Origin of the sequence: Bradyrhizobium sp. NBAIM18, assembly GCF_020193825.1 — a bacterium.
Taxonomy (GTDB): Bacteria; Pseudomonadota; Alphaproteobacteria; order Rhizobiales; family Xanthobacteraceae; genus Bradyrhizobium; species Bradyrhizobium yuanmingense.
Genome location: NZ_JADYVO010000013.1, coordinates 134,620 through 148,486, shown reverse-complemented (window position 1 = coordinate 148,486; position 13,867 = coordinate 134,620). Strand labels below are relative to the sequence as shown.

Here is a 13,867-nt window from a genome sequence, read left to right as displayed (position 1 = left end):
GGTGTTTCACAAAGCTAAATTACCCACGAGGCCGGGATTGACCGCTCCTACATGAGTGGCCTTGAGCCGCCATGGGAAGACCCAGACAATTGATTTTCTCGACCGTATCGCCGAAAAAGCTGGACGTCGATTTTTTTGATGTTTGTGCAGCCGCCCAAACGCTGCGAGCTCTCCCGGTGGACTGGGGCATTCTGTTGGCACTGGAAAGTGCGACCGGCGCGGCCTAACGCGGTAACTTAACGTCCCCATGTTTGACGGAAGCTATCCGCTCATTCAGGTCTGCTAGCCCGCCGGCCTTGGGTTTATTGCAGTCGACCGGCGAGCCGCGGTTCGGAAGGATGACGATCTTTCATGTAGATTCTGGTCTACACGACCGGGCGGCTCTCCACTTAGCCGAAGATAACATCATGGGACGGACCCGCATCGGCTTGCTGTTCCAAGTTCGTCTTGCTGCGCGGGCTGCGATGTACTGCCGTACGCGAACTTCGTCGTCGCGCGCGTGTTATGAAGGTGCAGCATCTCACAAATCCGTCACCGATGTTTGCGTTGGATGCAGCCGCAATCAGTCCCGCAATTTCTCGACTGCCATGTTCGCAGGTCTAGCTTTGGGAAAGCTGACCGGGCGCCGAGCCAAGCCGCATTGCTCTCCTATCCAGGACAGCCTGCCGGTCCTCGCTTCAGGCGTTGAGGCCTTGCGTATTGTGGTTTGACGTCCAGCTCGGCACTTGACCGGGATGTAGTCATGGCACTGCGGAACGGCCGACGAGAACGGTGAGCAGACCGTCGCCCCACAGCCGCTGCGCAGCTCTCTTAGCATCCTCCAACGTCACCCCGTCGACGATGGCGTCGTGCTTTTCGAGATAGTCGATCGGCAGCTTGTCAAGCTGGTGCTGCAACAGCGTTCGCGCAAGCTTCGATGATGTGTTGAGAGCCAGTATCTGCGAGCCCTTCAGATAAGACTTTGCATCGTCGAGTTCCTGCTGGGTTGGCCCTTCCTCGGCAATGTGGCGGGCCTGCGTCTCGATCTTTTCGACCGTTCCGTCGGCACGGTCGGCGCGCGTGCCGCTACCGCCGACGAAAACGGCCGAATGATTCATCCAAACCAGGTGCTGACCGACGTAATAGGCCAACCCGCGCTTATCCCGGACTTCGCGGAACAGCCGCGAGGTCGGACCGGCACCGCCAAGGATGTGGTTGACGACACGGGCCGCCATGAAATCGGGTTCGCTGCGGCGGACGCCCGGACCGCCGAAAGCCACGACCGTCTGCGGTACGTCGAGCGGAATGAAGACCCGCTGCGGCGGCTTTGCTGCGACCACGTCAGGAACCGGCGTTGAATCCGAGCTGGCCGGCAGGCCGCCAAAACTGATGTCGAGCAGTTTGGAAAGGGCATCTGGATCGACGTCGCCAACCACCGCTATGTTGAGCGTGTCTTTGGCGATCACGCCTCGGAGGTAGCCCTTGAGATCCGCTACCTCTATCTTCGGCACGCTCTCGAGGGTACCTCTGGCCTGCCGAGCATAAGGATGATCCCTGAAGGCGACTTCGAAGAATTTGCGATTTGCGAGCGACGCCGGATTGGTCGAGTGATGTCGAAGGTTCGCAAGCACTCCGGCACGAATCCGTTCGACATCGGCTGGGTCGAAACGTGGTGAGGTTAGCGCCATCCGTAAGAGGTCAAAGGCTTCCTCCTTGGTGTCCTTGAGCATGTGCAAGCTACCGCGGAAGTAGTCGCGATGCGATGCAAAGCTCAACTTAATGGCGCGGCCATCGAGCCGCTCGTGAAAGGTCTTGGAGTCAAGATCGCCGGAGCCTTCGTCGAGCAGGCTAGCCACCATGTGCCCAACACCGGCCTTTTCGGCGGGATCCTGCGTCGCGCCGCCGCCGAAGGCATATTCCACCGTGATCAGCGGGACAGTTGCATCCTGCACCAACCATGCCTTTATACCGCAAGGCGAGACCAGCCGTTTGATCTTGGCCGCGGAAAGCGTGCTGCTGGCGGCAAACAAGCTTGGCCAGGCGAGCGTCGCGATTGACAGCGATGCTCCGGCGAGGAGAACCCCCCGTCGTGTGTAACAATAGGTCATGATCGCTTCTCCGCGTCTTTTTGGGATCGCTCTTTAGTGAGATAGCCTGTTACTGAGCGCTTCTTGTCGAGCCATTTGCGCGCGGCCTCGAGCACCTGTGCGTCACTAACAGCGCGGATGCCGTCCGGCCAGCCTCGGATCTCGTCGATGCTCTGTCCCGTCGTGAGCCGGCTGCCGTACCAGAGCGCAAGCTGTTCCTGGTCGTCGTGAGCATAGATTGCTTGCGCGATCAGCCGCGTCTTGACCCGCTCGATATCTTCGGCGCTCGCCGGATTATGCGCAATGCCGGCAATCACCTCGTCAATAGCGAATTCGAGCTGCCCGAAGTCGATGCCGGGTTTTGGTATGGCTGAAATCTCGAGTAGCCAATGATCGAGCTGGGCGGCCTCGTAGCCCGCCGAGGCGCTACTTGCGAGCTGCTTGTCAATTACCAGCGCGCGATAGAGATACGAATTGATGCCACCGCCCATCAATTCCGCGAGCACGTCAAGCACTGCGCTTTCGCCCGCACCCGCGGTGCGCGCCGACGGCACGAGATAGTAGCGGTACAGCGCTGGCTGCTCAACGCGGGCATCGGCCAGCGTCACGTTGCGCGGCGCGGCCGGCGTCGGCTCCTGAGGTCGCAAGCGTTCTGCGGGGATCGATGGTTGCGGGGGGATGCGGCCAAAACTCGTCTCCACCAGCGGGCGGATCTCGCCCGCCTCTACGTCACCGGCGATGATCAGGATAGCGTTGTTTGGTGCATAGAACCGCTTATAGAAGCCGAGCGCGTCCTCACGACCAAGCTTTTCGATCTCCTGCCGCCAGCCGATAATGGGGCGACCGTATGGGTGGTTAAGGTAAAGCGCCGCCATCATCTGCTCGACGAGCCGCGCACCCGGATCGTTGGCGGCCCCATTTAGTTCCTCGAGCACGACGTCGCGCTCGGACGACACCTGTTCATCTTCGAGGATGAGACCGGTCATGCGGTCGGCCTCAAATTCCAGCATCTTTCCGAGCTGCCCGCGCGGAACATGCTGGAAATAGCTGGTATAGTCGGTCCAGGTGAAGGCATTTTGGTAGCCGCCGACGCGCAGCACGGCCTGGTCAAATTCACCGGGCGGATGTTTGGATGTGCCCTTGAACATCAGATGTTCGAGGAAATGCGCCAGCCCCGATTTTCCAGGTGGCTCGTCGGCCGAGCCGACTTTATACCAGATCATCTGAGTTACGACGGGCGTCCGATGATCCGGAATCACCACAACCTCGAGCCCATTCTGAAGCGCAAAGCTGGCTGGTCGATCCCACCTCGCCTGAGCAAGAACGCCGCCCTCGTGTGAACCGTATCGGTTAGGAGTAGTGCTATCCCTCGTTCCGTCTTCGACCAGCGTAGTCCGCGTCATCGGGAAGGCACCTGCGGCGGTCTCTTTTGTGTTGGCGGTGACCGAACTCCGATCGCTCATGGTAACGCCTTTCGTTCCATATATATGCACCGACTGTGGCGGAGCAGAACAAGACTTGGCGGCCGCACACCGTCCGAAATGCAATGAAGCAAAGGCGGGGCCATTTGCCATGGGATGCGCCAGGGCGCGCGCCACCTGGATATAAAGCAGAACCAACGCTTATCCTGTCCAAAGGGCCGCTGTCGCCGTGTCGTGAACACGACATGGCGCAAGCAGCCCTACAATTTGCCGAGATTGTAGAGCGACAACTTGCTCACATAGATTGGGCTGAGAGTTGATACGACAGCTAAACTTGTTGCAGCTTGCTATTAGACGTTTCGCTGCTGTGTCTTTTCCATATTCTGTAGTTACTACTCTGACGGTTGGTTCGCACGGAAACGGTAGAGCCAACGAGCGTCAGCTCCTTCAGGAACGTCCGCTTCTCCCGCTTGGTCGGCTCGGATCAATCACCCATTCCAGTGCGCTTATGTGGATCTGCTGCCGTGAGTTAGTGCTGCCGAGCATCGAACGCCACGGAGAGATCGAGCTCCAACTGATCCTACTCCTTGCGCCCGAGCATCTCGTCTGCTCCGCCGATCGCGACTCGCCGACAAGAACGGAGGCCTCCTTGCGTGCAAGGTCTGGTGTCCAAGGGCATCGTGAGGACCGATGGTGACGAAGCGGTGCCGACCGAACGCTGGGTACTTGAGAACGTATGTCGCTTTGTCGCGTTGACGTTTACGACGGGAAACGGCACGCCTTGATCATCCGTATGTAGCGATACCGGATACCGTTGATGACGAAGACCAAAGAGATGTCTAATGCCTGGACGTATACGCGTCGTACGATGCTGTTGGGCAGTAGCTTCTTGGGTAGCGCGTTGTTCGGGGGCGTTACGGTGCCTACACCCAATCGGCCGCAGCGCAAGGTTGCTATGGTGTTGAAGGCGGCCGACTCTCCCTTCGTCGTTGGGTGCACACAAGACGGCATTACCTCGTTGCGTTATCGTAACGATGCGTATGACACGGATTATGTTCTGCCTGGAGCCGTGCTGGGGACGGCTCACGCTAGAGTTCGGCGTGCCGGATCCGAGTGGCATACGCTTCGAACCGGCGTTGATGCAACGAAGCCGATGCATAGCGCGGCCCTCGAACTAGCAGCCCGCGATGCTGGTGTCCTTCTCACGACCCGCCTCGCAGTCGACGAGGCTGGATTGACGTGGGAGATCATGCTGCGGAACGACGGCATGGCGAGCGTGGAGGTTGGCGACCTCTATTTACCCATGCCGATGAACACCGAATTTCCGGCAGGCAACCGGTATCGATGGCTGTTTTGAAGCACAGCTTCGTCTCCGGGCATGGATCGCACATCCTCTGGATTCGCGGCAACAGCACCGGTCCGTTCCTCATGCTCTTACCGGAAGCGGACACGTCACTGGAATATTGGGATGTCCACAAGGATTCGGCCGAAGCCAGTGGGACGTGGTGCGCCTACATCTTGGGCGGGGCGGCCGCCGGCGAGGCAGTGGCGGGCGGGACTCGCTGGCGACAGCCGACCCATTCCCTGTCCCTGTCGCCGGCCGAGCAACGGCGTTACCGTCTCCGCTTCCAGTGGGTTGCCGATTACGAGGCGGCGCGCAGGGCTATCGCGCACGCCGGTCTGGTGGACGTGGAAGTAATGCCGGGCATGACGGTTCCCAACGACCTGCATGTCGACATTGCGCTCGCGTCCTCCATTCCGGTGGAGCGAATTGAGGCGGAATTTACCGGCGACACGGTGGTGCAACGGTTGCCGGATCGGGCTGGCAGGCGACTGTGGCGGGTTCGCTTTTCGCGATTGGGCGAGAACCGGCTGACTCTGCACCAGCCGGGTGCGCGCCAGACCTTTCTTGAATTCTTCGCTACCGAGCCCGTCGAGACGATGATGAAGAAGCGCGCAACCTTCATCGTGAAGCGGCAGCATCGTGACCCGTCCAAATGGTACGACGGTTTGTTTGGCGAGTGGAATATGGAGACGCAGGTCCTGCTTGGCCCGGACAATTACGACCGGATCAAGGGCTGGCGCATCTACGAGGTGACGTGCGACGATCCCGGGCTGAGCAAGCCCGCTTACCTCGCGACCAAGAATGCCGAGCATCCTGATGTGGCGGAAGTGGCGGCGCTGGATCGGTATATAGATACGTTCGTCTGGGGCGGGCTGCAACGTACCACACAGGAGGCATACGCCTACGGCCTCTACGGTATACCCGATTGGAAGCAGAACAGGGAAAGCAGCGATCCCGGCCCAAAGGGCCGCCTGCATATCTGGCGGCCTTATGACTATCCGCACATCTTCGCGATGTATTTGGCCATGCACCGTATCGCGCGTGACCATCCCGCGATACCCACCCACCAGAGCGCACGAGATTATTTGGTACGCGCCTACGGTACGGCGCTGGCCATGTTCACGGTGCCGATGCGCGTGGTGATGTGGTCTGCCTACCGCACCGGCATCTGCAACGAATGTGTGATCCCCGAACTGGTTTCGGCGCTCACGACGGCGGGCTTGACGCGCGAGGCGGCGACGTTGGAGGCGCACTGGGCGCGTAAGGTGCGCGCCTTTGTCGATCCGAAGGCGGACCTGTTCAAGTCTGAATATCCGTTCGATTCCACAGCCTTCGAATCAACTCAGGCACTGGCGCGCTCGGCCCTTGACGACCCTGTCGCCATGGGGGTTTCGAAGGCGGCAGCGCGTGCCTTCGCGGAGCGTCAGATCGCTGCAAATCTGTTCTGCCGTGGCTGGCTGGAACCTGCTTATTACTACCTGGGCAGCGATTATCGCCGCACTGCGGGTGACGCCTATACGCTGACTTACATGGCGCAGATGGGTGGCTGGGCGCTGCTTGATCATGCGCTGAACGATGCGGACGACCCGCATCCGCTCCTTCGTCTCGGCTATGCGTCACAACTCAGCGCGTGGGCTTTGCTGAACAGCGGCCCTGCGTCGGCCGGTCATGGCTATTGGTATCCGGGCGAGGAGAATGACGGCGCGGCCGGTGGCGGCTTCGAGCCCGCGCCGAGCGGGACCACATGGCTCGGTCAGCCGCATCACCGTGGAACGTGGTATTACTCGTGCGAGATCGACCTGGGATTTTGTGGGGCGGTCCGCGCTGCTGCGACAATCGTTGCCGACGATCCCATCTTTGGGCAGGTTTGTCATGGTGGCATCATGGAGACGTTCGCTCACACCCTGCGTATCTGGCCACGTGATGGCGTGCGTCGACGGCTCAACGTGCGGCTCCAGTCTCTCCGATTGGACTTGGTGCTGCTCGACGCCCGATTCCGGGCGGATCGACCGATCATTCTGAATTTGGGGGAGGGGTGGATCAGCCTTACGCCTGAGCCCTTTGCCCCATCTGCATCGGGAGTGACGTTCGAATTGCGGTACGATGACGGGAGAAAGCGCAAGGAAGTCGTCGACATCACGGACAGCCAGATCGTCATCCGCTTGCCTGCGGCGCGCTTACCGCGGGTTCAACGCTAGGTTACCGATTATCGGGTGCGATCGGCACTTATGGCCTGCTGTTCCACGAGGCTTCCGAGGCGATGACGATCATCCCCGCAAATCCCGAGCATCTGGCGCACGTATCCGCATCGCCGCGGTGCTGCATACCTCGGAGCGCCACCGATACGACGTTGACCGGCCGTCTTTGCAGCAAAGTCTCAACCAGAGCGGGACTTTCAAGCCTCGTTTAGCAAGCTTGATGATTGAGGTCGCACAAACGATCGAGAGCGTTTGTAGTTGCCGATTTCCACGCTTTGATATCGCCCGAGCCTTTCTTTCCCGCCGCTTGACTGCGACTTCGGCGTCAGCCCCCGTCCAGGCCGGAGGATGACGATGGTCCCGATCCATCGGCGCCGCCCCCCGCGGCGCCAGTTGCGGCGGCCGCGGTTTCTGTGTCATCCGCTCGCCGCACGCGCGGCGCGAACTTCCATGTCGCCGGCGACGGCGCCCTGGCAAAGGGCTGGAAGGATCGCGCGCGCGACAATATCTCCGCGATCCGGCTTGTCGCCGTGATGGTCCATTTCCTGGTAGCCAAATTTACCATCAATGGTCATTGGCCATCAACTCCAGAACCGCTTCGCTTGATAGGCAATCCTGCGTAACTGGCAAATTGCCATCTTTGCTGCTTGAGAACTTCGCTGGGTGGTCAGCTTTTCTGCGACGCCGAGACCGCAATTCGGAACGATTTGTCGCTATCGCGCAGTGTCGACGGGTTAAGCTCAGGGAGCAAGGTCACACGGTCCGCTCGGCATCTGTGGGTTTGAAATCCTGCGAAGCCTGTCAAATATCGCTGAATTCCTGCACCATTTTATCGGCTGCGTCGCGATATCACTGCTCGCTTCCGATAAGAAGGGCGCGTCAGGCAGGGAGTTTTCAATGAAGGTCGGAGTCCCAAAGGAAATCAAGGCGCACGAATATCGCGTGGGCCTTACTCCTGGAGCTGCCCGCGAATACGTGGCAGCAGGCCACAGCGTGATGATCGAGACCAATGCGGGCGCTGGCATTGGTGCAACCGATGACGATTATCGCAATGCTGGCGCAACGATTTTACCTTCTGCCGTTGAGGTATTCGCCTTGAGCGAGATGATCGTAAAGGTCAAGGAGCCTCAGCCGTCCGAATGGTCTCAGCTGCGTGAGAATCACATCCTCTTCACTTATCTGCATCTGGCTCCCGACCTGGACCAGGCTACCGGCCTCCTGGAATCAGGATGCACCGCGATCGCCTATGAGACGGTAACTGATGCGCATGGTGGTCTACCACTGCTGGCGCCGATGAGCGAGGTCGCGGGTAGGCTTGCGATCGAAGCGGCGGGTAGCGCCCTAAAGCGGAGTACAGGCGGACGAGGACTGCTGATCGGTGGGGTGCCCGGTGTTCAGCCTGCCCGAATCGTGGTGATCGGAGGTGGCGTCGTCGGTACGCACGCGGCACGCATGGCGGTCGGTCTGGGCGCAGAAGTGACCATCATCGATCGTTCGATAATCCGGCTCCGCGAGCTGGATGAGCTATTCGAAGGACGCGTTCGCACCAGATTTTCAACCATCGAGTCCGTAGAGGAAGAGGTTTTTGCGGCGGATGTGGTGATTGGTGCCGTGCTCGTTCCAGGTGCGAGCGCGCCGAAGCTGGTCCGCCGGAGCATGCTGAGCTCGATGCGCAAGAGAGCGGTACTCGTGGACGTCGCTATCGATCAGGGCGGCTGCTTTGAGACATCACACCCAACCACTCACGCTGATCCAACTTACGAAGCAGATGGCATCATTCATTATTGTGTGGCCAATATGCCCGGCGCCGTTCCGCTGACCTCGAGTCAAGCACTGAATAACGCAACTCTGCCGTTTGGTTTGGCTCTGGCCAACAAGGGGTTTTCCGCCGTACTGGAAAATCCACATTTGCGCGCAGGCCTCAACGTCCATCGAGGCCGGCTAACTTACAAAGCGGTGGCCGAAAGCCTCGGGCTGCCCTTCTCACCGATCGAACAGGCGGCGGCGTGATCCCAAAGGCCCTCATGGCCGTTTCCTCCGTGACTAAGCCACCCTTTGGGGTGGCTTTTTTTCGGCTACATCAATCGGCTGACCGCTGCCGGCATCTACTTTGACCGCGAAGCGTAGCGGAGGATCACCAGACGAACACCTGGCTTCAGTCGCCTGCACGAGGGGGAGCAGGTGTACTTTTGCCCCATACAGCGCATGTGCCGGTTTCGCCGGCAATACGGGGCAACTGAAAATGCGTCCCGCGGGCCCCGAGAGGGACGCGCATCACGGGTGTGACTGTATCTGGAGCGGCCGCCGCGACCTTCTGACTGGCTGCGGCGAGGCGGACCGGTGAGGACCTGCCGGTTGCTGCCCGTGATGCTGTCGCGTAAGCCGCGGCTGTCCCGGTGAGTGGAATCAACAAGATGCGCTCTGGGTTAGACCCGCGGGGAACTCTGTGATGCCGCGCGACGCATCGATCTTAGCCGTGGCACGGCGGCGTTGGGGAGGATCTCAGATCGTCCCCTTAAGTCTGGCAACGGTCGTTCACCTGATCGCTAACTGCTGTGAATCGACCATGCGCAAATCAAAGCATCGAGATCAAGCCGCCACGGCCCTTGTAGGATTTGCGACAGCGTGTCGACGCGGCGATTTGCGTTATTGAAAATACTCTAGACGAATCAAGCTCAAACTGTCTGGCACAAGACTTGATAGCAAGACACTGTCCCGCACCTTTTGCTTATGGAATCGCAGTGATGGCTTACAAGATAATCGCGTCCCAGTGCACCGTCTGCGGTGCGTGTGAGTTCGAGTGTCCCAATGCCGCGATCAGCCTGAAGAACGACATATATGTGATCAATCCGTCCCAGTGTACCCAATGTGAAGGGCATTTTGACGCGCCACAATGCGCCGTCGTTTGCCCGGTGCCCGATACATGCGTGCCGGCAAAGGTCGCGTAGCCGACGAGAGGAGCTCCCGTACGAAACATAATGAAAACGCTATCGACACCGCCGCCTTTCCTATCCGTCTCCTGTTTTCTCACATGCTAGCCGCGAGTCCGTGGTGACTTGCGCGAGTCGCTCGCAGAGCTTGCGGCGTAATGAGCGTGCCGTCCCGAGACCCCGGCAAAGGGACAGGAGTGGGCTTTAGTGCTTCTAAATTTTTCTAGCAAAAGTTCTTCACGACTAAATACAGCCGTCACCGCATTGCTAGAATGCGCCAGCTTTTCACTCCGACTGAAGCCGGGGGCGCGATGCCCGAGGCTGAGATGATGCACGGGAGAGCGACATGGATGGTCGCGGCGATACCAACGTCACCAAGGCCGCTTCGGCGATCGAAGCTGACGATGCGGTCGACCAGCGCCTGGGTGAAACCGTGCGGCTGCTGCGGCAGCGCGCCGGCCTTTCGATCCAGGACGTCGCCAACAAGACCGGCCTGTCCACCGGCATGATCAGCCAGCTCGAACGCGCACGCGCGATGCCCTCGATCCGCACGCTGCGCCTGCTCGGCATCGCGCTCGACGTCCCCATCTCCTATTTTTTCGAGAGCAGCGATCCCGCCGACGGGCAGCGCTACATCGTGCGCAAGTCCAACCGGCGGCTGCTGCGACTCACCGCCAGCGGCGTCGTCAAGGAAGCGCTGACCCCGGAAGGCAAAGGCCAGCTCGAGCTCTACGAGCTCACGCTCAATCCCGGCGCCTCCTCCGGCACCGACTTCCTGCAGCACACCGGCGAGAAGGCGGGCTACATCCTCTCGGGCAGCCTGCGGCTTTGGCTCGACAACGAGGCCCATGTGCTGGAAGCCGGCGACAGCTTTCGTTTTCCGAGCATCGTGCCGCACATGTTCGACAACCCGACCCAGCAGGTGGCGCGCGTGATCTGGGTGACGACCCTGCGCCAGACCGATTCTCCGGCGTTTGAGGCGTCCTAGCATTCCAGTATCCGGTCGAGTTTCCGGCGTGACTACAATGAACTTCCTGCGGGCCGCACTGAACGCCCAGCGCAAGGCGCGCGGCGAGCAGGAATTCTCCACCCGCGAATTTTTGAAAAGAGACGGTTGGCTTAACATTGCCCAGGACATGCTCAAGCGCGGCTTCAATGTCGGCTTCTTCGGTGGCGAGAGGAAGCGCAACCAAGTTTTGGAGATGGCGCTGTTCCAGCCGAGCCTCTGCGTCCTCGACGAGATCGATGCTAGCCTCGACATCGACGCGCTGCGTATCGTCGCCAACGCAATCAACCGCTTGCGTTCGCCGGGTCGACGGCTCGCAAGGAATGCGTCCATCTGAACGCCGACTTCTGCGACATCGATTGCGAATTCTAAGTCATGACGAGTCACAAACTGTATGGCCCGACTGGGGTCGGGGTACTTTACGGCAAGTCTGAGCACTGGCCTCGATGTCGCCCTCCAATGGCGACGGGGAGATGATTCGCGAGTTCGCGTTCCAGTGTCATTTACGGCGATCCGCCACACCGGTTCAAAGCGGGTACGCCGCCGATCGTCGAAGCCCATCGGTTTCGGCGCCGCTGTCGATTACATCAATTCAATAGGCAAGTTGCAGATCCACACGCCCGAGAAGATACTGCTCGCTTACCCGGAGGAGGGGCTCAGGCCATCAACTTCGTGCGCATGATCGGGACGCCGGCCGAGAAGGGCCGATCATTTCGTTGGAAGTGAAGGGAACACATGCGCATGATATTGCCACCATCCTTGACCGCGCCGGTGTAGCCGTGCGGGCGAGGGCGCACTGTGCGATGCCGCTGCTCAAGTGTTTCGGCCTGCTGGCGACGTGCCGTGTGTCCCTTGGACTACAATACATGCGAAGAGCTCGATGTGCTGTGCGTGCCCTTATCAGGCCGTGGCAGCTGCTCGCGTGACCTGGCGAGCGTTCACGTGGCGAGGCAGCTCGCGTTGAGCTCTGCAGCATGGATCGTGCACGTCATCATCATCGCAGCAGGTGAGCATCTGTAGGTTTCAGTAAGTATAGAAGCATTGGCAAGCCTGTGTCGGCCAGCCGGCCTTGCGGCCGACTTCCGCCTTCAATCGCAGAGCGCTGCAGTCGCGGATAAGATCCAGAACTGGGTAGGGAATTTCAGGCAGAGCCCGCCTTGTTCCATTTCGAACGGGGCCACACCAAGAGTTCTCTGCGAAAGCGTGATGTCGGATTCGCAACAACGCCCGTGTCACCGCACGAGGCTCGCTAAGTAGTTTTGATTGTTGCAGTTTTGGTGCTCGCGAGACACTGGCATGCTGGTTGCAAAAGTCTTGGATCAAGAAGCCGCCCTCGCAACAGCTAACCTTTGAAGGACATCAGATGAGTCTCGCCACGACCCAGAGCACCGCAGAAATCAGGGCTCGCAACAAAGAGCTGATCGAGGAGGTGCTGAAGGTCTATCCGGAGAAAACCGCGAAACGGCGTGCCAAGCACCTCAATGTTCACCAGGCCGGAAAGTCAGACTGCGGCGTGAAGTCCAACATCAAATCCATACCTGGCGTGATGACGATCAGAGGCTGCGCCTATGCAGGGTCAAAGGGGGTGGTCTGGGGACCAATCAAGGACATGGTTCATATCAGCCATGGCCCGGTCGGCTGCGGTCAGTATTCGTGGGGCTCGCGCCGCAACTATTACGTTGGCACCACGGGTATCGATAGCTTTGTGACCCTGCAGTTCACCTCCGACTTCCAGGAGAAGGACATCGTATTCGGCGGCGACAAAAAACTGGTCAAAATTCTTGATGAAATCCAAGAGCTGTTTCCACTTAACAACGGCATCACGATCCAATCGGAATGCCCGATCGGATTGATCGGTGACGATATCGAAGCCGTGTCACGAGCGAAATCCAAGGAATATGGCGGCAAGACCATCGTGCCGGTCCGTTGTGAGGGCTTCCGGGGCGTGTCGCAGTCACTGGGCCATCACATTGCGAACGATGCGGTGCGCGATTGGATTTTCGGCCATCTCGAGGGCGATGGCAAACCCAAGTTCGAGCCGACGCCGTACGATGTTGCGATTATCGGAGACTACAATATCGGCGGCGACGCCTGGTCATCACGAATTCTGCTGGAGGAGATGGGCCTGCGGGTAATCGCGCAGTGGTCCGGCGACGGCTCACTGGCTGAGCTCGAAGCAACGCCGAAGGCAAAGCTTAACATTCTGCATTGCTACCGTTCGATGAACTACATCTCACGCCACATGGAAGAGAAGTTCGGTATCCCGTGGTGCGAGTACAATTTCTTCGGACCATCAAAGATCGCAGAGTCATTGCGCAAGATTGCGGGTTATTTCGACGACAAGATCAAGGAAGGCGCCGAGCGGGTAATCCAGAAGTATCAGCCGCTCGTGAATGCGGTGATCGCTAAATATCGGCCTCGCTTGGAGGGCAAGACGGTGATGCTGTACGTCGGCGGGCTCCGTCCGCGTCATGTTATTGGCGCATATGAGGACCTGGGGATGGAAGTCATTGGCACCGGATACGAGTTCGGTCACAACGATGACTATCAGCGCACAGCTCAGCACTACGTGAAGGACAGCACGCTTATCTACGATGACGTCAATGGCTATGAGTTCGAGCACTTCGTTGAAAAGCTCCAGCCTGACCTTGTAGGGTCGGGTATCAAGGAAAAGTACGTTTTTCAAAAGATGGGTGTGCCGTTCCGGCAGATGCACTCTTGGGACTATTCGGGTCCATATCACGGCTATGACGGATTCGCGATCTTTGCGCGCGACATGGACATGGCTGTCAACTCGCCGATTTGGAAGAAAACGAAGGCCCCCTGGAAGGAAGCTTCGAGGGCCAAGCTCCAGGCTGCGGAATAAAGCAACTCATCTCGCTTGGGAAAGCCGGGCGATAC

General features: G+C 59.3%; 10 protein-coding genes and 2 pseudogenes. 9 read left to right on the top strand and 3 right to left on the bottom strand.

All coding sequences use genetic code 11. The features are described from left to right. The first annotated feature begins 71 nt into the window (after positions 1 to 71). Positions 72 to 227: a hypothetical protein gene (locus tag I6F17_RS25640; RefSeq protein WP_157784109.1), complete on the top strand. Its 156-nt coding sequence runs from the start codon at positions 72 to 74 to the stop codon at positions 225 to 227. Between the two features lie 513 nt (positions 228 to 740). On the opposite strand, the gene I6F17_RS25635 is transcribed toward I6F17_RS25640, so the two are convergent. Both I6F17_RS25635 and I6F17_RS25630 read right to left on the bottom strand, forming a co-directional pair. Continuing rightward, positions 741 to 2,087: a pitrilysin family protein gene (locus I6F17_RS25635; RefSeq protein ID WP_225124666.1), complete on the bottom strand. Its 1,347-nt coding sequence runs from the start codon at positions 2,085 to 2,087 to the stop codon at positions 741 to 743. Next, positions 2,084 to 3,685 (bottom strand): pitrilysin family protein, encoded by a 1,602-nt coding sequence (locus I6F17_RS25630; protein ID WP_249782647.1) that lies wholly within the window; start codon positions 3,683 to 3,685, stop codon positions 2,084 to 2,086. Before I6F17_RS25630 ends, I6F17_RS25635 begins: the two co-directional genes overlap by 4 nt. Before the next feature lie 619 nt (positions 3,686 to 4,304). Between I6F17_RS25630 and I6F17_RS25625 the strand changes: the two genes are divergently transcribed. Together I6F17_RS25625 and I6F17_RS25620 are read left to right on the top strand one after the other, a co-directional pair. Continuing rightward, positions 4,305 to 4,844 (top strand): hypothetical protein, encoded by a 540-nt coding sequence (locus I6F17_RS25625; protein ID WP_225124665.1) that lies wholly within the window; start codon positions 4,305 to 4,307, stop codon positions 4,842 to 4,844. After that, complete coding sequence (locus I6F17_RS25620) at positions 4,832 to 7,030, top strand: DUF5695 domain-containing protein (protein WP_225124664.1); 2,199 nt, start codon at positions 4,832 to 4,834, stop codon at positions 7,028 to 7,030. The genes I6F17_RS25625 and I6F17_RS25620 overlap by 13 nt, the downstream gene beginning before the upstream one ends. A gap of 416 nt (positions 7,031 to 7,446) precedes the next feature. On the opposite strand, the gene I6F17_RS25615 is transcribed toward I6F17_RS25620, so the two are convergent. Then, the gene (locus I6F17_RS25615) at positions 7,447 to 7,605 is read right to left on the bottom strand and encodes a hypothetical protein (RefSeq protein WP_157784106.1); all 159 of its coding nucleotides are present in this window, start codon (positions 7,603 to 7,605) and stop codon (positions 7,447 to 7,449) included. Between the two features lie 322 nt (positions 7,606 to 7,927). On the opposite strand from I6F17_RS25615, the gene ald reads away from it, so the two are divergent. From ald to nifD, 6 genes and pseudogenes are all read left to right on the top strand, one after another. Then, positions 7,928 to 9,040 carry an alanine dehydrogenase gene (gene ald, locus I6F17_RS25610; RefSeq protein ID WP_225124663.1) on the top strand — a complete coding sequence of 371 codons (1,113 nt, stop codon included), beginning with the start codon at positions 7,928 to 7,930 and terminating at the stop codon, positions 9,038 to 9,040. 734 nt (positions 9,041 to 9,774) lie between these two features. After that, entirely contained in the window at positions 9,775 to 9,978 is a 204-nt protein-coding gene (locus I6F17_RS25605) for a 4Fe-4S binding protein (RefSeq protein ID WP_225124662.1), read from the top strand. Positions 9,979 to 10,306: 328 nt separating this feature from the next. Continuing rightward, the gene (locus I6F17_RS25600) at positions 10,307 to 10,948 is read left to right on the top strand and encodes a cupin domain-containing protein (protein WP_225124661.1); all 642 of its coding nucleotides are present in this window, start codon (positions 10,307 to 10,309) and stop codon (positions 10,946 to 10,948) included. Continuing rightward, a pseudogene (sufC, locus tag I6F17_RS25595) lies at positions 10,945 to 11,276 on the top strand (Fe-S cluster assembly ATPase SufC); the annotation flags it as partial. The gene I6F17_RS25600 and the pseudogene sufC, both read left to right, overlap by 4 nt. 17 nt (positions 11,277 to 11,293) lie before the next feature. Continuing rightward, positions 11,294 to 11,892: pseudogene (locus I6F17_RS25590) on the top strand (aminotransferase class V-fold PLP-dependent enzyme); the annotation flags it as partial. A 437-nt stretch (positions 11,893 to 12,329) separates the two neighbouring features. Next, positions 12,330 to 13,832, top strand: a complete 1,503-nt coding sequence (nifD, locus tag I6F17_RS25585; protein WP_036014927.1) for a nitrogenase molybdenum-iron protein alpha chain — start codon at positions 12,330 to 12,332, stop codon at positions 13,830 to 13,832. Positions 13,833 to 13,867 lie beyond the last annotated feature (35 nt).

What these genes read in the sequence shown, in the direction of transcription:
- ald (WP_225124663.1), top strand. Translation starts at nt 7,928, where the DNA reads ATGAAGGTCGGAGTCCCAAAGGAAATCAAGGCGCACGAATATCGCGTG.
- I6F17_RS25640 (WP_157784109.1), top strand. Translation starts at nt 72, where the DNA reads ATGGGAAGACCCAGACAATTGATTTTCTCGACCGTATCGCCGAAAAAG.
- nifD (WP_036014927.1), top strand. Translation starts at nt 12,330, where the DNA reads ATGAGTCTCGCCACGACCCAGAGCACCGCAGAAATCAGGGCTCGCAAC.
- I6F17_RS25625 (WP_225124665.1), top strand. Translation starts at nt 4,305, where the DNA reads ATGACGAAGACCAAAGAGATGTCTAATGCCTGGACGTATACGCGTCGT.
- I6F17_RS25620 (WP_225124664.1), top strand. Translation starts at nt 4,832, where the DNA reads ATGGCTGTTTTGAAGCACAGCTTCGTCTCCGGGCATGGATCGCACATC.
- I6F17_RS25615 (WP_157784106.1), bottom strand. Translation starts at nt 7,605, where the DNA reads ATGACCATTGATGGTAAATTTGGCTACCAGGAAATGGACCATCACGGC.
- I6F17_RS25600 (WP_225124661.1), top strand. Translation starts at nt 10,307, where the DNA reads ATGGATGGTCGCGGCGATACCAACGTCACCAAGGCCGCTTCGGCGATC.
- I6F17_RS25605 (WP_225124662.1), top strand. Translation starts at nt 9,775, where the DNA reads ATGGCTTACAAGATAATCGCGTCCCAGTGCACCGTCTGCGGTGCGTGT.
- I6F17_RS25635 (WP_225124666.1), bottom strand. Translation starts at nt 2,087, where the DNA reads ATGACCTATTGTTACACACGACGGGGGGTTCTCCTCGCCGGAGCATCG.